The 18,162-nt window shown below is 59.6% G+C and carries 16 protein-coding genes; 4 read left to right on the top strand and 12 right to left on the bottom strand.

From position 1 onward, the window contains the following. Positions 1–9 precede the first annotated feature (9 nt). From VC212_RS11750 to grxD, 10 genes are all read right to left on the bottom strand, one after another. The gene (locus VC212_RS11750) at positions 10–3,744 is read right to left on the bottom strand and encodes a PilC/PilY family type IV pilus protein (RefSeq protein ID WP_323514916.1); all 3,735 of its coding nucleotides are present in this window, start codon (positions 3,742–3,744) and stop codon (positions 10–12) included. Between the two features lie 10 nt (positions 3,745–3,754). Then, positions 3,755–4,282, bottom strand: a complete 528-nt coding sequence (locus tag VC212_RS11745; RefSeq protein WP_115554107.1) for a PilX N-terminal domain-containing pilus assembly protein — start codon at positions 4,280–4,282, stop codon at positions 3,755–3,757. 2 nt (positions 4,283–4,284) lie between these two features. After that, positions 4,285–5,445 carry a PilW family protein gene (locus VC212_RS11740; protein ID WP_115554108.1) on the bottom strand — a complete coding sequence of 387 codons (1,161 nt, stop codon included), beginning with the start codon at positions 5,443–5,445 and terminating at the stop codon, positions 4,285–4,287. Between the two features lie 5 nt (positions 5,446–5,450). Continuing rightward, a complete protein-coding gene (gene pilV, locus VC212_RS11735; RefSeq protein ID WP_115554109.1) occupies positions 5,451–5,930 on the bottom strand; it encodes a type IV pilus modification protein PilV in 480 nt (159 codons plus the stop codon). After that, on the bottom strand, positions 5,927–6,445 hold the full coding sequence (locus VC212_RS11730) for a Tfp pilus assembly protein FimT/FimU (protein ID WP_115554110.1): 519 nt from the start codon (positions 6,443–6,445) through the stop codon (positions 5,927–5,929). Before VC212_RS11730 ends, pilV begins: the two co-directional genes overlap by 4 nt. Before the next feature lie 125 nt (positions 6,446–6,570). Next, complete coding sequence (gene ppnN / locus VC212_RS11725) at positions 6,571–7,956, bottom strand: nucleotide 5'-monophosphate nucleosidase PpnN (protein ID WP_323514917.1); 1,386 nt, start codon at positions 7,954–7,956, stop codon at positions 6,571–6,573. Between the two features lie 106 nt (positions 7,957–8,062). Beyond that, positions 8,063–11,269 carry a TonB-dependent receptor gene (locus tag VC212_RS11720; RefSeq protein ID WP_323514918.1) on the bottom strand — a complete coding sequence of 1,069 codons (3,207 nt, stop codon included), beginning with the start codon at positions 11,267–11,269 and terminating at the stop codon, positions 8,063–8,065. Between the two features lie 375 nt (positions 11,270–11,644). Further along, on the bottom strand, positions 11,645–12,244 hold the full coding sequence (locus VC212_RS11715; protein WP_005996031.1) for a YhgN family NAAT transporter: 600 nt from the start codon (positions 12,242–12,244) through the stop codon (positions 11,645–11,647). Next, complete coding sequence (locus VC212_RS11710) at positions 12,241–12,984, bottom strand: SDR family NAD(P)-dependent oxidoreductase (protein WP_323514919.1); 744 nt, start codon at positions 12,982–12,984, stop codon at positions 12,241–12,243. The genes VC212_RS11715 and VC212_RS11710 overlap by 4 nt, the downstream gene beginning before the upstream one ends. After that, a complete protein-coding gene (gene grxD / locus VC212_RS11705; protein ID WP_055850119.1) occupies positions 12,981–13,301 on the bottom strand; it encodes a Grx4 family monothiol glutaredoxin in 321 nt (106 codons plus the stop codon). The genes VC212_RS11710 and grxD overlap by 4 nt, the downstream gene beginning before the upstream one ends. 121 nt (positions 13,302–13,422) lie before the next feature. Here grxD and VC212_RS11700 point away from each other — a divergent pair, with 121 nt between their 5' ends. After that, positions 13,423–14,001: a Fe-Mn family superoxide dismutase gene (locus VC212_RS11700; protein WP_323514920.1), complete on the top strand. Its 579-nt coding sequence runs from the start codon at positions 13,423–13,425 to the stop codon at positions 13,999–14,001. A gap of 132 nt (positions 14,002–14,133) precedes the next feature. Here the strand turns inward: VC212_RS11700 and VC212_RS11695 are convergent, their stop codons facing one another. Both VC212_RS11695 and purE read right to left on the bottom strand, forming a co-directional pair. Beyond that, on the bottom strand, positions 14,134–15,279 hold the full coding sequence (locus tag VC212_RS11695) for a 5-(carboxyamino)imidazole ribonucleotide synthase (RefSeq protein ID WP_323514921.1): 1,146 nt from the start codon (positions 15,277–15,279) through the stop codon (positions 14,134–14,136). After that, positions 15,276–15,779 (bottom strand): 5-(carboxyamino)imidazole ribonucleotide mutase, encoded by a 504-nt coding sequence (purE, locus tag VC212_RS11690; protein ID WP_316686613.1) that lies wholly within the window; start codon positions 15,777–15,779, stop codon positions 15,276–15,278. The genes VC212_RS11695 and purE overlap by 4 nt, the downstream gene beginning before the upstream one ends. Positions 15,780–15,837: 58 nt before the next feature. Here purE and VC212_RS11685 point away from each other — a divergent pair, with 58 nt between their 5' ends. The 3 genes from VC212_RS11685 (at position 15,838) to VC212_RS11675 (ending at position 18,101) form a co-directional block, all read left to right on the top strand. Beyond that, positions 15,838–16,107 (top strand): Trm112 family protein, encoded by a 270-nt coding sequence (locus tag VC212_RS11685; RefSeq protein WP_055850108.1) that lies wholly within the window; start codon positions 15,838–15,840, stop codon positions 16,105–16,107. Then, the gene (gene nadC / locus VC212_RS11680) at positions 16,104–16,985 is read left to right on the top strand and encodes a carboxylating nicotinate-nucleotide diphosphorylase (protein WP_323514922.1); all 882 of its coding nucleotides are present in this window, start codon (positions 16,104–16,106) and stop codon (positions 16,983–16,985) included. The genes VC212_RS11685 and nadC overlap by 4 nt, the downstream gene beginning before the upstream one ends. Before the next feature lie 63 nt (positions 16,986–17,048). Continuing rightward, entirely contained in the window at positions 17,049–18,101 is a 1,053-nt protein-coding gene (locus tag VC212_RS11675; RefSeq protein WP_323514923.1) for a DUF2272 domain-containing protein, read from the top strand. Positions 18,102–18,162 lie beyond the last annotated feature (61 nt).

Here is an 18,162-nt window from a genome sequence, read left to right as displayed (position 1 = left end):
GTAGTCCGATCACTGAATTTGCCTCCACGATTGCCTTCCGCATGGATAAGGAACGTACATCGGCTGCGCGCCCGCCACGTTGATCACCATCCAACATGAGCTACCACCAGGAGCCGTATCAGCTGGCGTCAAGCGAGGGATCGCTGAGACACCCACGTCTTTTACAGGCGTTGTTCCCTGAGTAGTCAAGGAAGTTGCAGCCGTCCCAGAAGCAAATGCGGCACCAGTAGGAGAGCCGTTTCGAGCAACATCCAAGGCTGCACCGCCTGTCCGGGTATCCAATCCAAAGAGCCAATTACTACCCTGCGCAGCACAGCCAACGCTGTTGGGATTGGGAACGTACGTCGGTATAAAAACGATACCAGACGCAACATTAGGATTGCCGACCATGCGCTCCCCGGCAGGCAGATCCACATACCAACCTTGCCCGCCTGTCACATTAGAGCCCATCACAAGACTACGGGAAGTACCAGCTGTCGCGACTGAGTTCGCCTGCAAGTTAGAGCGCGTGAGTGTAGTTGTAATGACCCCAGCACTAACATCGTTGATGCCGTAAAGCGACTGAACCGCCGTGTCAAACGGATCATTCTGGAACGAGAAACTACCCGTACCAAAGAACAATGTTACGCCTCCATTTTCACCCGCAGTCGCTACTAAGCCCCCAGTAATAGGCTGACGATATGTTGCTCCATTCTCCACTGATGTACGACCAGTGAATAGAGGCACAGTAAGCGCAGTTGTTATATTACGCAAATCAAATTTCCAAACAGCACCTTTTTGATCTGCAGCGTAGACCGTATCGGCGTAGCCGTCACGCAACCTATCCAGTTGGTTGGCACCACCCCACCGGTCGACAACAACAATGTTCCCCAAGCCATTACTGCCGGAAATGCTGTTGCCCGGCTCAGCAGCTTCGATCATGGTGATCGTCGGCGCCCCAGTCTTTATGTCGACAAGAAAAAGTACGGCTTTCCCACTGGCACTATTGTAGCCATTTCCGAAAATGGCCTTCCAGGTTACGGCACCAGCCGAATTCAAGATCGGAACGATAACAGGCTTACCCAGAACGAAACCGATGTTATTGCGAACCGTCGCGGCCAAAGAGTTATCAAGATCGCTAATTTCCCAAAGGCGACTAGTTGCAGTAACACTCGTGGGCGTCGTCACGTCAAATGCGAACACACCGCGCCCGCCCGCACCAGAGGTGCCAACCAAGCTTGTCTTCCAAGCCCCCCCATAATAAGTGTCCGATACAGCCAGTGGCCCATCAACGTAATAACGGTGACTAAACTTCTGGTCATTTTGATTTGCTGGGTCGTAGGGCAACAGTAAGTTACCCATGTGCCCAAGTGCCGTCGATGGTATATAAGCGAAACGCTCAACCCCACCGTTCGAGGCCATGACCCCCTCGCCATTCATGCCGCCGTCAAAGCCGTGCAGCATTCCATCATTGGCCCCGACGTAGACCATGTAATTCCGACCCGCTTTCTTGGCATTTAGATAAGCCTGGTAAGTACTTCCCGGAGCGCCAGGTAAACTGCGATAGCCATAATCATCTAACGGAGAGCTTATGACCGGGGCAGAATTAACAATATCTCCCAGGACAGTAGTGCGATCGCGCAAGCGACCACCGCTACGCACCTCGCCAGACGCATCGCCACGCAAGTAAGCGCTCGCTGTCGCAGCAGTAGCCCCAAGGTTAGAAAGGTCTGAACCGGTGCAAAGAGACATGCCCGGATAGAGTGCTGTCGATTTAGTACAGAGATCGGCAAGCGAAACGTTAGCGTCATTAAAGGCTGAGACCACGCCAGCCTTGCTAACCAACACATTACGAGCCGTAGCTGATGGCATGCGTGCGCTAGCCTCCCAAGCGGCGGTACTGACTGCCTCACGTGTTTGCTGGTTGACCGTCACTGTGTACCCTGTTAGCCGACCAAACCAGTCTGTCCCTTCATTGGCAATCTCATAACTGGGGGCGACCGAGAAAGATCCAGTGCCAATACGCGCCCCACTCTGGGCCAGAGTCCCGGACGGGGAGGAACCTGATGTCACAGAAGAAAGCACTCGCCGCATGGCTTGAGTGATCTCAGCTGGAGTTCGGGCGTTGATATATTGACCACGAGTATTGGTTGCTGCGTGCCAAATATCGTCAACAGTGCTTCGCTCGTCATTCTCGCGAAATGGCCAGTTTTGATAGACCGCTGGTGTGGTGTACGCATCCTGCACTACATTTGGATTGAAAAGATTGCCGCGCGCCCCTAACGTAATGCCGTAGAAATTGACGTGCAGATTCTTTTGACAATCCAGACGCACGCTCGCATTTGCGGTGTTGCATGAGCTCGGGACTGGAACTAGCCCAGCAGGTAGATCTGCTCGAATAGGAGATCCACCATTAATATTCTTGTAATACCTGGCAGCGATATCGCCCATAGTGTTGTCGTACCCATCACTAAACGGGATTCCCATATCACCATCACCGCTTGCATTACTAACAGATGGACCATCCTGGTTACTATATCCATCCGTAAATAGCATGACCGCATTCTTCTGGCACGCCAATTGAACTGGTGCTGCGCTATCAGTACGCCGAAACTGGATCCCCGCCGCATTAACTGCTTGCCGATTTGGCGTACCGCCACTCGCAGGCAGCGCAAGAATTGAATTATAGAGTGCCACCTTCTCGCTGGGGGTACCCATGTTGCGCATAGGCAACAGCTCACTTACAGCATCGTAACTGGCATTTTGATTGATTCTAAAGAAACCTACCCGCATATTATTGACATCCGCCAATGATCGCGTCATGCCAGCGATAATTGCTCGATTTCGATTTCCATAAAATGAAAACCAATTAGCAAAGTTTTGGAGAGCATCTGCGTCACTAGCACGGATAGTATACTTCCAGAGATCACAGCCGGCGCCACACGCATCTCGCACACGCTCACGTAACGCAGAGTCGTATGCACCGACACTGCCCTGTAGCACTGGCCGTGCATCGTTTGCTCCAGTATAAGGAACAAAAAAAGTAGCAGGCCAAAAACGGATCAGAAGCGTCTGCGCTCCTGCGTTCCAAGTCACGTCAGAAGTGGTGATTTGCTCCGCACCGAAGAAGAGAGCGTTATTGTTGTCGCGGAAACGCTGCCTATAACCAGTCCCTCTAGGAAGCACCATTCCATTCTGTATACGAAAACTGCCACTAAAATCTTCGCCCATATAGTTCGACGAGAGTGCAACCGTAGCAGTCTGTAACGGATTGATACGCGTATTGACTACATTAGCCTGAGGAAAAATATTGCGGTCGCTATTCACCCATGGATCGTACTTCACAGCAGGATCATAATAAGTTGGGTTGTAAGTCGCCGAACGCGCAAAGCCCAAACCATCCAACGGAGGAACACCTAGGCGATTCTCATCAATGCGGACACCCGGCAGAACATGGTTGTAGCCGCAGACTACGCTTGGAGAGTCTTCCGTATTTAGGACTCCAGCGCTGCTGAAGAAGCTTTGCCTAGTCGTACTCCAGCAGCCTTGTCCATCTTGCCCGGGGAATTGGGTTTGAAATGTCATGGAGCCGGAGTCATCAACCGCCATCACGAATGCTGGGGGTGTCTGCACCTCATCATTCATAGGTGCTTGGGCCAGTACTCCTTGCCCTTGTGCTGCCACCAAAGCGTAGATGAAGAAACCCAATCCAATGGCACCGGATACCGTAGAAGCAAGAATGACTTTCGTTCTGCGAGATGTCATATACGTTTCTTCAAAGTTTGAAGACGGTGTCGATCGCCGCCTCAGAGGTGGGATTATTAGCGTCATCGGCGGCAACACCGGTGATCTGGAATACCGGAGATGCTGGATCTACAGGCTGCCCCATGCCGATATTTGCCTCACCTTGAATGCACTGGTCTATTTGACGGACATTGACGGCACGATTGGAGGTTTGCGACTGTGCCCATTGCATTGGATCGAATCCATCATCACAAACACGCTTAATGTCACCAGAACCCACCAAACTAGTTACGTCGCTAGATGACGTGGTCCGGTTAGAAATCTTCTCCACCGAATTCTCTGCATTTCTCACCGTACCTTCGGCCTCTTCGAATGCGCGGTTTACGGCACGATAATTCGATGCCATTTTTTCCTGCATGCCAGATACTTGGATGCCAGCAATACCGATCAGCGCCAGAAGCACTAGGATGATAAGCGCCACGTATAAGACGGCGCCTCGCTGCCGATTGCCGCCAACCAAATCCAACTTGCGATCTTCATTGAAACCTGTCGTTGGCATAATCAGTTCCCGAACAAGCGGTTGCGCAGCGCTACTGAAAGTTCGTAGCTAGCGCGATAGCGTCCATCACTAACACTAGGCGGAACTACCGTGACTCCGATTACGCCTTGGCGGCTGTTTTGGACCGGCGCAGCTGCTGACGCAGCGGTCGGACTTCGCGCGAGAACACCTACCTGAACCTGACCAACCCTACGCCACTGATTGGACGCTACTGCGTCGGTCGCGACAGCGACACCGCTTGCCACGCGCTGGGCGGTGATATTTCCTGCGGGCGGAGTCTGTGTAGAAATAGTTTCAGTGCTATCCAATCCATAAAGGAATTGCAGACTTTCGATTCCCTCCACCAATTCTTCACTGGTGTACTGACCATTGCTTCCAGCCCGGGCGCGCCGCAAAGCTGGCTCACCCGTGTCGGGATTGTTGGCGACGTAGTAAACCAATGACTCAGCTCGGTAAACCATCGTCTGTCCCGTAGGTTGCACGACATAGCGACCGGACAGATTGACGCCTGATGCAACCACGGTTCCCGCCGTAGTTGTACCGGCAAAAACATCCGCATGTGCGCAATCGGCGATTCCAAACAACGTCGGTGCCGCGACGCCATCATCGGTAAGGCGTGCCCAACGGCTCGCATCCATCGTCAGCGTTGTGTTGGAACCCGCTGCCGCAATACCGGTCGCTGGGACCCCCTCTGCCGATAGAAACCGTAAGACAATGATGTCGCTACCAGCTCGTGGAGCCGGGCTGAGATTTTGAATGGCTGCTGGCAGTCCACTGATGGCGCCCGCACTGGCTCCGATCGTTAGAGCATCGCCAGGCGCTGTTCCTGGTGCCTCGTACCCCTGGATCGACACGGAAAAATCCAGCGGACTTCCGCTTCCAGTAGCGGCAGAAAGATTCACTCGCGGATCTCCCTGTGCCCTCACAAACTGAGCTTGGTCATTGACGCAACCGAAATGTCCGGCCATGCGGATATCCCGCGCCAAGTAGTCCAATGCGAATCGTCCATTTTCCTGCACACGCGACGCACCTTCAGAAAGCTGGGCAGCCGTGCGCGAAGCTGAAAAGATCTGGATGATGCCCAACAACAGCACCAGCCCGATTACCATCGCAATCATCAGCTCGATTAGAGAAAGACCGGCACTGCGTCTGTAAAGACTCATTTTGGTCAAATCTCCGTGCGCAACGCAAAGCTGGTTAACGTATCGGGGTTGTCCTTGTCCCAACGCTGGTCGCCCCAGCTAATCGATACAGTTGCAACTCCATTTGTGTATGTAACCGTAGCAGCTGCCTTATCTCCCAGCGCCTTCGCAACTTGGCACTGCCAACGCGCAATATTTTGTGCAACGGCTACCGTCGCACCAGTCGGATAACCACAGGCGCCACCAATTGTCACAGACCCTGCGGCAAAGGTAGCAGCAGTGTATTGGGTAACCAGGTACCTGTTCGATCGCATCTGATCGATGAGGTCGTACGCCAGGTTTGTTGCCTGAGTGCGGTAGTTCGCACTCTGGACGAAGCGGACATTCATAGTCTGCAGAAGTGCAAATCCAAGCAGCCCGAAAGCCAGCACCAAAATGGCAATCAATACTTCGATAAGAGTGAAACCACTCCGTGCGCGCGCGCCAGCACATCCATTACGTCTCATGAGCAAGCTTCCTTTTTGCTACGGATCTGGCCGGACGCATTGACGGTCAGTGATCTTTTGAGAGCCTGACCCCCGCATTGATCAGGTCGAAGTCCGAGTTGCTGGTCGGCGACCGCCCGGCGGCGGCCGCGCGCATCGAACCCTATCACCGTCCCAGTGGTAGGCCCTTGGACGATGAGACGGGGATTTCCAGTAGAAAAACGTAGGACAGCCTCGCCTGCGTCAAAGCCACCGTTCCCATTAGTATCGCCCCAGGCCATGACCCCAGCGCTCCAACTACCGTCGCATGCGGTGCCGTTGGAACTGCCGCATACTCCCCCACCCTGACCGTTACGGATGGCTTCGCTTCGGGCCAAATTCAAAAGAGCCATCAACTCATTATTTGCTGCAGCGACGCGGTTAGAACGCAATACACCTTGAAAACTCGGATAAGCGATGGCAGACATGATCGCAAGCACGGCCACGGTTACCATAAGCTCAATCAAGGTGAATCCGCGCGGACGGATAACAGACATTCAGACGCTCCCCTGCGTTGACCCCCACAGCATTGGCAACAACGCCGCCGAAAGCAATCAGGCGCAGATAAGCGGCGTATTGGCCCGATGAACGCCTGAATCGGCCCCTGAAATCCTCAACAGATTTAAGTCACCACCCGATAACAAGGCCGGTAGTCTCCCGAGATCTTCATCCGGCGCTGCTCGACGAAACCGCGCAGCAGTTCGTCCAGGGCCTGCATGATGTCCGGGTCGCCGTGGATCTCGAAGGGGCCGAACTCTTCGATGCGGCGCATGCCGTCTTCCTTGACGTTGCCGGCGACGATGCCGGAGAAGGCGCGGCGCAGGTCGGCCGCCAGTTCGGGTGCCGGGCGGCCGTGGTGCAGGTCCAGGGCGGCCATGGCTTCGTGGCTGGGGACGAAGGGCTGCTGGTACTCGAGCGGGATGTGCACCGACCAGCTGAAGTAGTACGAGTCCTTCTGGTCCTTGCGATGCGCGCGCACCTCGTGGATGCCTTCTGCCATGCGGCGCGCAACGGCGACCGGGTCGCCAACGATGATCTCGTAGCGTGACGCTGCCGCGTCGCCGAGGGTGAGGCGAATGAAGCGGTCGATCTGTTCGAAATACGGCGCGGCGATGGTCGGCCCGGTCAGGATCAGCGGGAACGGTAGGTCCGCGTTTTCTTCGCGCAGCAGAATGCCGAGCAAATACAGGATCTCTTCGGCAGTGCCGACGCCGCCCGGAAACACCAGAATGCCGTGACCGATACGAACGAAGGCCTCAAGGCGCTTCTCGATGTCCGGCATGATCACCAGGTGGTTGACGATCGGGTTCGGCGATTCGGCCGCGATGATGCCAGGCTCGGTTACGCCGATGTAGCGCGTGTGGTGCTTGCGCTGTTTGGCGTGTGCGATGGTGGCGCCCTTCATCGGGCCCTTCATTGCGCCCGGGCCACAGCCGGTGCAGATGTCCAGCCCGCGTAGGCCTAGCTCGTAGCCCACCTGCTTGGTATACAGATATTCGTCGCGCGAGATGGAATGCCCGCCCCAGCACACGACCAGATTCGGGTCGGACGGCTGCAGGATGCGCGCGTTACGCAACTGGCCGAACACTGCGTTGGTGATGCCCTCGCTGGTGTCCAAATCGCCGCGTTGCGCTTCCAGCTCGATGGCCATGTAGGCCAGATCGCGCACGACGGCAAACAGCAGCTCGGCGACGCCGCGGATGATCTCGCCATCGACGAACGCCATTGCCGGTGCATTGCTAAGGTCGATGCGGATACCGCGATCCTGCTGGTTCACCTGGATGTCGAAATCCGGGTACAGATCGCGCGCGGCGCGCGGGTCGTCGGAAGCGCTGCCGCTGGTCAGCACCGCCAGCGCGCAACGGCGCAGCAATTCGTGCATGCCGCCGCTGGATGCATCGCGCAACCGGGCCACTTCCGCCTTGGACAACACGTCCAGGCCACCACGCGGGTAGATCCGCGCATCCACCACCGGCAGCGCCCGTGCCGCCGTACTGCTGAGTTCCATAGCTTGCTCCTGTCGTCTCTCAAGGACTTTAACGTACTCACCCGCCCAAAAGAAAACGGCCGGGAAGACCCGGCCGTTTTCGCAACACATGACACGCTAAACGCGATCAGAACTGGTAGCGGAAACCCAGCTGCAGTGCCCAGCGGGAGATGCCGCGGTCGTCGTACACGGTGGACTGGTCCGGCGTATTGAAGCGATATACGTACTTGCCGCTGGCCGCATCGATACCGCCGTATTCCACGACACCACGCATACCCGGGAAGCCATATTCCTCGACACGGCCCCACTTCTTGTTGAGCAGGTTGCCCACGTTCATGACGTCAAGCCAGAGGGAGGCCTTGTTGTCCTTGAAGAAGCCCGGAATCTCCTGCTCGATGTGCAGGTCGAACTGGTTGATCCAGGAGTTACGTGCGCCATTACGTTCGGCGACCTGACCACGACGGGCGGCCAGATACTCGTTGCCTTCGATGTAGTTCCAGAACGCCTGTTCTTCTCGCGCGGTACCGAACAGCACGTCGCCACGGCCGGCCGGGATATACAACAGGTCGTTCAAGCGACCATCGCCATTGGCGTCGTTGTCGAACGCATAGCTATACGGGCGACCATTGCGGCCTTGGTAGATCAGGCCCAACTTGGTCTCGTAATCGCCGAAGAACGCATGCTTCCAGTTCAACGTACCGAGGATGCTGTTCTTCACTTCGTACGCGGCGGTCGAAGCGACGTTTTCGTTGGCCTGGAATACCGCGTTATTGCCCAGCTGCGAACCCGAGGTCGAACTGGTCAGGCCGCTGACTTCGTCGGCATCGGTGTAGGTGTAGTACAGGCCCCACGACCAATCACCACCGTTGAAGGGCTTGTTCAGACCGACGGTGAAGCTCTCGCTGCCGCCCTTGTCGGTTGGACGCGCGATCAGCGCATCGTTGTATCGGCGATCACGATTGCCGCGTGCATCCACTGAAACACCAGTTGGCTGCAGGCCGTTGACGTTCCAACTGGAAGGACGAAGACCGTTCGCGTTCCAGTAAATGTTGCGGCCATCCTGGCCCACTGCACTCGCCGCACCCAGGTTCAGCTGCTGATAGTAGATGGCTTCGTTGACCTTCGTAACTACAGCTTCAGCAGATGCAACGATTCCGTTCCACGGCAATTCCGTATCGAAGGCGAGGTTCGCCTTCCACACTGAGGGCTGCCCCAGCTTGCCATCGACGAAATCGACAGATTGCGTGCTTCCGGCGACAGTCGTGCCCCGCGGCTGATTGTTGATATCCGGAGTAAAGCGGATGCCATTGTCACGTACCAGTGCCGGGCTAGAGAAGTTGTAATCCGTATAGGCCAGGCCGGTGTTGGAGTATGGGTTCGACAACCAAACCGTTGCCGCTGCGCCCTGGAAGAGGCCTACGCCACCACGCACCTGAGTCGGGCGATCACTGTCAAACGTATAATTGAAACCAAAACGCGGCTCGAACAGGCCATTCCCGTCGATGGTCTGGTCGTTGCGGAAACCGAACACCGAGGATGCCGTCGCATTGTAGGCAGGACTGTTTTTCACCATCGGCTCGTCGTAACGCAGACCGAAGGTTAGCGTCAGGTTGTTATTGACTGCCCAAGTGTCCTGCACAAATACGCCCACGTTGCGCATTCCCCACTTCGCAGCGATATCGTCGATATTTCCGCTGTTGGACTGCGAGTAACGATAATTCTGGGCAATATTGTTGCGGTAGTCCGAAATCGAGTTGAACGTGTAAGAACCAAAGACGCGTTGCCCAAACAGATTGAAAAGATCGTTGTCTTCGTAGTCAAAGCCGAACTTGACGGTGTGGTCGTTCAAGAACAACGTACCCGCGAAAAAGGCGTTCCACGTTTCGGTACGCAGCTCGTTAGCCTGGGTGCTCTGCTCGGTGCCCAGGTTGACGGTGTTGTTGCCGATACGCACAGCTACGGCCGGCAATTGCGAAGCGGCCGTACGCGCGGCCGAGTAATCGCGATAGGAAACCTTGGCTTCGGTCGAAAAGGTATCGGTCCAATCGCTGAACAACTGCGCGGTATAGGTTTTGAGACTGAAATCGCGAACGTAGTGATACGAATTCAGCGAAAGCGCCTGATTGCCAAAACCGTTAAGGTTCGCGGTGCTCTGCTCGGTCTCGCCGTAGCGGAAGGAAGCGCGGTGCTTGTCGGAAATATTCCAGTCAAGCTTGAAGCCCTTTTCTTCCGAATCCGAATCCAGTGCCGGTAGTGCCAGAGTACCCGGATCGAATCCGTAGACATTGCGCGAAATGTCGATAATTTCATCGACCTGCGCCTGCGAGATCTGGACGATATTGCTCTCGCCAGAACCAATCGGACCGTAGCCGGACGCACCGGTGAACACGCCCTTGCCCTTGTACTTTTCGTAGTTGGCGAAGAAGAACAGCTTGTCTTTGATGATAGGACCGCCCAGGGTCAGGCCGTAGGTGGTCTCGTTATCGAACAGCTGCGGGCGGATATCGTTCTGGTTCTTGCCCGACCAATCGTTCTCGCGATAGGTGCTGTAGACCGAACCGTGAAATTCGTTGGTACCGGATTTGGTGACCGCATTGATCACGCCGCCCGTGGCGCCGGTGATGGTGACGTCGTAGTTCGCAACGTCTACCGAGATTTCGTCGATGACATCCATCGAGAAAGGCTGGCGGGGAGTCGGCAGGCCGTTGGACTCGAGACCGAACGCGTCATTGGTGCTGATACCGTCAACGCGGATCAGATTGAAGCGCGGATTCTGGCCACCTACCGAGATTTCGTTGCGCGCCTTATCGGTCTGCGCCACGCGCGGGTCGAGACGCACATAGTCCTGCAGGTTGCGGTTGATCGACGGCAGCGATTCGATCTGCTCACGGGTCACGTTGGTGCCGGTGCCCATCTTGTTAGCACTGAACAGAGCCGAGCCGTAGTCGCCACCAATGGCCTGCACAGCACCCAGCGTGGTGACGTCACCGCCCAGGGAAGCGTCGACGCTATTGACCTGATTGAGGTTGAGGTACACGCCCTCTTCGGTCTTGGTGCCTTCACCCGACTTGGTGATCGAGATCGTGTACGGCCCACCCACACGCAGGCCGCGCGCGTTGTAGCGTCCGCTGGCATCGGTGGTGGCGCGGCTGACGGTGCCCGATTCGACGTGGGTGATCGTGACTTCGGCATTCGGCACCGGCTGACCGCCGCTGCTGGTGACCAGGCCAGCGACGCCGGCGGAGGTGCTCTGGGCAAATACGGGCGCAGCGGCGAGTGCGGCAACGAGACCAAGGGTGAGCTTGGACATGCGGAGACAACGGGGGTGGGTCATTTCGGTAGCCTCGATACAGGTTGGGCAGTGACAAAAAGGCGCAGTCAGCCCAACCGTTCCCGGGGGTGGGCTGCCGATGATCTGGGGGTCCCTTGCCGCGCGGCTGGTTGCTGCCGCAACGGTTAACAACAGATTAACACGCTAAGGCCTGATTGTGACGGCGGCGTGACAAAGTTCGCGCACTGCAACATGAACTTCGCATGTGACGGCGCAACCGCCAGACTGCGCAAGGTCGCAGCGGGAGCGAGACGTGCGTCTCGACAGGGAGTTTCTTACGCGCGGAAAGCCGGCGGGAATGCCGTTCGCCCACTCTGCGCAACCGCGCGCGCAAGACGCGGCGCGCGGCCCGGGTCGTTCCCGAATATGGCAATCGCCTTAGATGGACACCGGCAGCTTGAAGTACGTCCCCAACCCGTCCAGGAACATCTGCACCGAAATCGCGACCAGCAGCATGCCCATCAGCCGTTCGATTGCGGTCAGTGCACGGTGGCCGAGCAATTTGTACAGCAATGGTGCCGATGCCAGGATCGTGGAAGCGCCGATCCAGGCGATCATCAGCGCCAGGCTCCAGTCCCAAAGACGCGTGGGTTCGTTGCTACCCATCAGCATCACCGCGGCCATACCGGACGGGCCGGCCACCAGCGGGATGGCCAACGGCACAATGAAGGGCTCGCCATCGGGGATCTCGCCCATCAGGCCTTCCGGGCGCGGGAAGATCATGCGGATGCCGATCAAAAACAGCACGATGCCGCCGGCGATGGCCACCGATTCCTGACGTAGATGCATCAGTTCCAGCGCGTATTTGCCGCCCCACAAGAACGCCATCAGCACACACAGCGCGATCAACAGCTCGCGTGCGAGCACGAAGCGCTGACGCTTCGGCGGCAACGGCTTGAGCACGCTGAGAAAGACCGGGATGTTGCCCAGCGGGTCCAGGATCAGGAACAGCAGCAACGCCGCCGACAGAATGGTCATGTGGAAGGGCTCCAGATCGCACCGCGGTGCGGGACACCTGCCATGGACAACAGGGTGACGCAGGCGGACGCGTAACGGGCAGGATCGGCCGCCTCGCTGTCTTCCTGATGGGTAAAGGCGCGCGCGCGCAACGCAGTACGCATGGGGCCAGGTTGCAAGCCATGGACACGCACCGGACCGGCTGCAGTTTCATGATGCAGGCTGGCGATCACGCCGAGCTGTGCGTGCTGGGCGGCGCCGTATGCGCCCCAGTACGCTTGCCCGACGCGCACGGCATCGTCCACGACGAAGACCACGGCCGCGTCGTCCTGCTGCCGCATCGAGGGCAGGCAGGCCTGGGTCAGCCAGGCGCGTGCGGTGAGGTTGACGTGGATGCTGCGTGCGAAGTCCGCAGGTGCCGCAAGTTCGGCAGGCGTCAGCCCTCCGAACTCGGCCGCGCAATGCAGCAGGCCGTGGACGCCGCCCAATTCGGACTGCAGCCGTTGCGCCAATGCTGCGTAATCTTCCGGGGTCGCCCCGGCCAGGTCGAGCGGATACAGCAACGGCTCCGGCCCTAGCGCGGCGACGGCATCGTAGACGCGTTCCAGCGGGCGCAGTTTGCGGCCCAGCAGCACCACGGTCGCCCCTGCGGATGCGCATGCCTGTGCGGCAGCGGTGCCCAGCCCACCGGCCGCGCCGGTGATCAGCACGACCCGCCCGGTCAATGATGGCGGTAGAGGCTGGCCCTGCACTGCACTCACGGCTGGTACGCTTCGGTGACGATGCGCTTGAGCTCGCCGGCTTCAAACAGTTCCAGCGTGATGTCGCACCCGCCGATCAACTCGCCATGGATGAACAACTGCGGGAAGGTCGGCCAGTTGGAATAGCGCGGCAGATTGGCGCGCACTTCGGGTTCTTCCAGCACGTTGACCGTGCGCACCTGGTCTGCGCCAGCGGCGATCAACGCCTGCACTGCGCGACTGGAAAACCCGCACATCGGGAACTGCGGGGTGCCTTTCATGAACAACACGATCGGGTGTTGTTCGACTTCGGCCTGGATCCGTTCCATCACCGGCATTGGACTCTCCTGACTGGGAGCGGCAGGCCCGACCGCCGGGTCGGATAGACTTCCGCAAAGGCGCGCATTGTAAGCCTTCAGCGCGACCTGTCGCCGCACTCCCTTCGCTGCCATTGCCATCATGCCGATCGAACACGTTGCACTGCCCTACTCCCGCGCCGCTCTGGAGCCGCATCTCTCGTCCGCGACCCTGGAGGCGCACCACGGCGTCTGTCATCGCGGCGAGGTCGAACGGCTCAATACGCGCATCGAAGGCAGCGAGTTTGCCGAGCTGACGCTCGAAGAGATCATCGCGCAGGCACAGGGCACGCTGTTTCATCTGGCCGCGCAGGTGTGGAACCACAATTTCTATTGGCAATGCCTGCGGCCACGCGGCGGCGGCGAGCCGCTCGGCAAGCTGGCCGACAGCATCGGCACATCCTTCGGCGATTTCGTGCACTTCAAGCAGGAATTCAATCGCGTCGCTTTGAGCAGCTTCGGCTCGGGCTGGGTATGGCTGGTGCAGCGTCCGGACGGTGCATTGGCCGTTGTCGCAACACCCAATGCATCCACCCCGCAGACCGGGCCGGATACGCCGCTGCTGGCGTGCGACCTTTGGGAACACGCGTACTACCTGGATTACCAGCAAGACCGTGCGCAGTACCTGGAGGCATTCTGGAAGCTGATCAACTGGGATTTTGTGGCCAGCCGGTTGGGCTAGCAGACGCGCCTCGTTAGCGACTGAGCGCTCGCCGATGCACCCGCCTGCGCGCACTCAATCGAAGCGCACGCAGTCGGCACAACAACCAGCGCGACGCCGCACTGCTGCGTCGCGATCTCTCGGGATTGACACTCAGCCTTCGCGCAGGCGCGCAATCACCGGTTCAACGTGCGCCTTGCGCTGCAACGCCATGCCGGCCTCGACGAGCGCCTGCGCCAGCATCTGCGGCGTATCGGCCCGCAGCGTTGCGTGGCCCACCTTGCGACCATCGCGCGACTGTTTGCCGTAGTCGTGCCAATGCCCACCGGGTACCGCCAGAAATGCCGAAGCATCCGGCATCTCACCCAACCAGTTGAGCATGCACGCATGACCACGCATTGCCGTGCTGCCCAACGGCAACCCGAGTACCGCACGCACGTGATTTTCGAACTGCGAGGTCTCCGCGCCTTCGATGGTCCAATGGCCGGAATTATGCACGCGCGGGGCGATTTCGTTGGCGAGCAGTGTGCCATCGCGCACGAACAGCTCCAGGGCGAACACGCCCACGTAGTCGAGCGTATCGGCAATGGCGCGCGCGTGTGCTTCGGCGACCTCCTGCAACGTTGCGTCCACATTGGCAGGCGCGAGACTGGCCGACAGCACGCCATCGACATGCCAGTTTTCGGTCAGCGGCCACGCACGGAATTCACCATCGCGGCCTCGCACCGCCACCACGCTGACCTCGCGTTGAAATGGCACGAATGCCTCAAGAATCAGCCCGACCTTGGCTGCCTGTGCACCCAGCGCAGCCCATGCCGCATCGGCATCGGCAAGCGTCTTGATGCGGAACTGGCCCTTGCCGTCATAACCGAAGCGGCGCGTCTTGAGGACGCACGGCGTGCCGATACGCGCCAACGCAGCGTCAAGCCCGGCGCGGTCGTCGATGGCAGCAAACTCCGGCACCGGAATACCGAGTTCGCGGAACAAGGTTTTCTCGCTCAACCGGTCCTGCGCCACCGCCAAGGCATCCGGGCGCGGAAACACCGGCACCTGCGCGGCGAGTTGCTGCGCGCTGGCTGCGGGCACGTTCTCGAAATCGAAGGTGATCACATCCACCTGCGCGGCGAACGCAGCGAGCGCGGCAGCATCGTCGAACGCGCCCACCTGCAGCGGCGCCACCTGCCCTGCGCAGGCATCGGCTGCCGGGTCGAACACTGCAAACCGCAGCCCAAGCGGCGCGCCGGCCAGCACCAGCATGCGCGCCAACTGGCCGCCCCCCAGAATGCCGACTGTGGTCATTGGCGCGGGTCGTCGCTGGCCATCACATCATCGGTCTGCTTGGCACGGAACTGCGCCAGTGCCTGGCCGATCTGTGCCTGCTCCGGCGCCAGCATCGCAGCGGCGAACAATGCCGCATTGGCAGCGCCGGCATTGCCGATCGCAAACGTAGCCACCGGGATGCCCGCCGGCATCTGCACGATCGACAGCAGTGAATCCATGCCGTTGAGCGCCTTGGACTGCACTGGCACGCCCAGCACCGGCACCGCCGTCTTGGCCGCCAGCATGCCCGGCAGGTGCGCCGCGCCGCCGGCACCGGCAATGATGGCGCGCAACCCACGCGCGCTCGCCTGCTCGGCGTAGGTGAACAGCACATCGGGCGTGCGGTGCGCCGACACCACCTTGACTTCGTACGGCACGCCCAGCGCATCGAGCTTCTGAGCTGCGTGTTGCATGGTCTCCCAATCCGAACGGGAGCCCATCACGATGCCGACCAGCGGCGCGGAGTGGTTGGAGGTCATGGCCCTGCCCTGCGGTAAAGACGTATTCTAGCCAATCTCCACGCAAGACAAGACTTCGATGGATCGCAAACTGCTCGACCTGTTGTGCTCGCCCGACACCCGCCAGCCACTCTCGCTGCTGGACGGCAAAGGCCTGGAAGCACTCAACACCGCCATCGCCGCCGGAAACCTGCAGCGCGCCGACGGTACCGCGCAAAGCCAGCCGCTGCGCGAGGCCTTGATCACCCGCGACCGCAAGCAGATCTTCCGCGTCGACGACGGCATTCCGGTACTGCTGGCCGAAGAAGCCATCGGCACCGCCCAGATCACCGACTTTCCCGACAAGTGAATTCGTCCGTGCGCACCATGCCGGAGGCGCCGCCAGCCACGTTGGTCGACGCCGATGTGGCGCGCGCGCTGGCCGAAGACATCGGTACTGGCGATGTAACTGCCGCATTGCTTCCCGATCAAGCCGACAGTGCGTATCTGCTGTGCAAGCAGGATGCGGTGATTGCCGGCCGGCCCTGGTTCGATGCCACGCATCGCGCGCTCGACCCGCAGGTACGCATCGACTGGCACGTGCACGAAGGCCAGCACGTCAGCGCCGGCACGGTACTGGCCATCCTGCAAGGGCGCAGCCGCAGCCTGGTCAGTGCCGAACGTACATCGCTCAACTTTCTGCAGACGCTTTCGGCCACGGCTACCACCACCGCAGCGTATGTGGCCGCAGTCGCAGGCACCGGCGCCCGCATCCTGGACACGCGCAAGACGCTGCCGGGCCTGCGCATTGCGCAGAAATACGCAGTGCGCTGCGGCGGCGGCGACAATCACCGCATCGGCCTGTTCGACACGGTAATGCTCAAGGAAAATCACATCCGCGCCGCCGGCTCGTTGAGCGCAGCCGTGCAGGCCGCACGTGCTCAGCAACCGCAGCTACCGTTGGTGGTCGAGGTGGAAACGCTGGCGCAGCTGCGCGAGGCATTGCAGGTGGGCTGCACGCGCATCCTCATCGACGACTTTGATCCGGCGATGCGTCGCGATGCCGTGCGTATCGTCGCCGCGTTGCCGGTGGATCAACGTATCCCGCTGGAAGTCTCCGGCAGCGTCGACCTGGCCAGCATCCGCGCAATTGCGCAGGACGGCGTGGATTGCATTTCCATCGGCGGGCTCACCAAGCATGTGCAGGCGGTGGATCTGTCGCTCAAACTCGGCCCGGCCCCGCGCTGATTTCACGCGTGCGCGCAGGCTGCTCTGTCAGCCTGCTGCGATTGATTTCGTGCAGGATGTTCGATGACCGTAAGACCCTGGCCGTGGATGTGCCTGCTGCTTGCAGGATTGGGTGGCAGCGCTGCGGCTGCGGAAGTGTGCGATATGCCACCGCGCTTCGGCACCAGCCCTGCAGCCATCGCCATCGTGCGCACGGCCTGCAATGAGCATCGTCTATGGCAGCACCCGTTTATCGACGCCAAAGGCCGCCTTGCCAGCCTGGGCGTGACCGAGGCCGAATCCGGCTATCTCGCCGACCATGGCGTCGTGGCCTGGCAACGCGTCGCAGGCTATTGGCGCGATAGCGGCACGCTTGCCTCGATGGGCGGACGTCCCGGCGCATCGAGCTGCGCTGCATTGGACGGCACCCGCTATACCGCCAGCGACTGTCGTGCGTTCCTGATCGACAACCCGTGGTCGGCCGCCTTCATTTCATGGGTGATGACGCAAGCGAGACTGAGCGGATTCCATCGCTCCGCACGCCATCTGGATTACATCCGCAGCGCTTACAACGACGGCGCCACCGGCCCGTACCAGTTCACCGACCCTGCGGTGGAAAAACCCGCACCCGGCGATCTGCTATGCCTGCTGCGTGGGCGCAACGTTGCACTCGGCTACGCGGGTTTGAAGGCCGCGCTGGGCGGTAGCGCACCGATGCCATGGCAATCGCATTGCGATGTGGTGGTGGCCGCTAATGTCGGTGGCGATCGCACGCTGTATCTGATTGGCGGCAACGTGTTCAACACCGTGATGATGCGCAAGATGCCGCTGGACCGCGCCGGCCGTGTGGTATTGCCGACGCCGCAGTCCGACAGCGCGCAAGATCAGAATGAAGACAGCCTTGGCGTCGCCAGCGAATGCACGCCGGCACACGAAGAATTGTGCGACTTCAACCGACGCGACTGGGCGGCACTGCTGAAGCTGCGTCCCGACGCAGCAATGCTGGCGCCACCGCCAACCGAGCCACTGCCTGCGCCCACCGCACTGCCTGCCGAGCAGACGATGCCTCCAGGTTTCCCACGCGTGGTGCCCCCGCGCCCGGAAACGCAGCCGGCGCCGACGCAGCAGCCTGGGTGAGCAAAGATTCAAAGCCGCTCTCCCTGCGAGTGAGGGGCTGGGGTTTGGGGGTACCGGGCGA

The sequence above is a fragment of the Xanthomonas sp. WHRI 8932A genome (assembly GCF_035012785.1).
GTDB lineage: Bacteria > Pseudomonadota > Gammaproteobacteria > Xanthomonadales > Xanthomonadaceae > Xanthomonas.
The sequence above is the reverse complement of the archived record's forward strand: the minus strand, read 5'-3'. Positions and strand labels throughout refer to the sequence as shown.

Excerpts from the sequence above, each read along its gene's own strand:
- VC212_RS11750 (WP_323514916.1), bottom strand. The coding sequence starts at position 3,744 with ATGACATCTCGCAGAACGAAAGTCATTCTTGCTTCTACGGTATCCGGT.
- VC212_RS11745 (WP_115554107.1), bottom strand. The coding sequence starts at position 4,282 with ATGCCAACGACAGGTTTCAATGAAGATCGCAAGTTGGATTTGGTTGGC.
- VC212_RS11740 (WP_115554108.1), bottom strand. The coding sequence starts at position 5,445 with ATGAGTCTTTACAGACGCAGTGCCGGTCTTTCTCTAATCGAGCTGATG.
- pilV (WP_115554109.1), bottom strand. The coding sequence starts at position 5,930 with ATGAGACGTAATGGATGTGCTGGCGCGCGCGCACGGAGTGGTTTCACT.
- VC212_RS11730 (WP_115554110.1), bottom strand. The coding sequence starts at position 6,445 with ATGTCTGTTATCCGTCCGCGCGGATTCACCTTGATTGAGCTTATGGTA.
- ppnN (WP_323514917.1), bottom strand. The coding sequence starts at position 7,956 with ATGGAACTCAGCAGTACGGCGGCACGGGCGCTGCCGGTGGTGGATGCG.
- VC212_RS11720 (WP_323514918.1), bottom strand. The coding sequence starts at position 11,269 with ATGACCCACCCCCGTTGTCTCCGCATGTCCAAGCTCACCCTTGGTCTC.
- VC212_RS11715 (WP_005996031.1), bottom strand. The coding sequence starts at position 12,244 with ATGACCATTCTGTCGGCGGCGTTGCTGCTGTTCCTGATCCTGGACCCG.
- grxD (WP_055850119.1), bottom strand. The coding sequence starts at position 13,301 with ATGCCGGTGATGGAACGGATCCAGGCCGAAGTCGAACAACACCCGATC.
- VC212_RS11700 (WP_323514920.1), top strand. The coding sequence starts at position 13,423 with ATGCCGATCGAACACGTTGCACTGCCCTACTCCCGCGCCGCTCTGGAG.
- VC212_RS11695 (WP_323514921.1), bottom strand. The coding sequence starts at position 15,279 with ATGACCACAGTCGGCATTCTGGGGGGCGGCCAGTTGGCGCGCATGCTG.
- purE (WP_316686613.1), bottom strand. The coding sequence starts at position 15,779 with ATGACCTCCAACCACTCCGCGCCGCTGGTCGGCATCGTGATGGGCTCC.
- VC212_RS11685 (WP_055850108.1), top strand. The coding sequence starts at position 15,838 with ATGGATCGCAAACTGCTCGACCTGTTGTGCTCGCCCGACACCCGCCAG.
- VC212_RS11675 (WP_323514923.1), top strand. The coding sequence starts at position 17,049 with ATGACCGTAAGACCCTGGCCGTGGATGTGCCTGCTGCTTGCAGGATTG.